The organism is Corynebacterium sp. UMB6689, from assembly GCF_030215295.1.
Lineage (GTDB): Bacteria > Actinomycetota > Actinomycetes > Mycobacteriales > Mycobacteriaceae > Corynebacterium > Corynebacterium aurimucosum.
In genome coordinates this window covers 1-320 of sequence record NZ_JASOLS010000106.1, presented here as the reverse complement: position 1 = coordinate 320, position 320 = coordinate 1, and the positions used below count along the sequence as shown (strand labels likewise).

The window sequence follows — 320 nt, the reverse complement described above, 5'->3', positions numbered from 1 at the left end:
AATCACATAATCTTCCAGTGCGATACCGCTTGCTTCGATAGCGTGGCAGGTATTGACAAGCGTGTCGCCTCCTGTGGCATACATGCCTGCTAGCTGATTACCGAGCATGTCCATGACATCGCGGGCAACTTCGCCCAGGTGTTGCGCCAGATTGCGCGAGCCTTGGCCGGCTGGCAAGTTCTTCGCCACTTCAATCCGGTTGATATCGACGACGGTACCGCTCAGCGTGGTATCGAGGGTAATAATGATAACCCGCACCTGTCCGGGTTCCCCATTGCCTGCTGTGGCGTCGTCGAGAATCCTTCGTGCCTGTGCCACAG

1 pseudogene is annotated in these 320 nt (G+C 56.6%); it reads right to left on the bottom strand.

Annotation, left to right across the window (positions count from 1 at the left end):
• A pseudogene (locus tag QP363_RS12850) lies at nucleotides 1-258 on the bottom strand (hypothetical protein); the annotation flags it as partial.
• Between the last annotated feature and the right edge of the window lie 62 nt (nucleotides 259-320).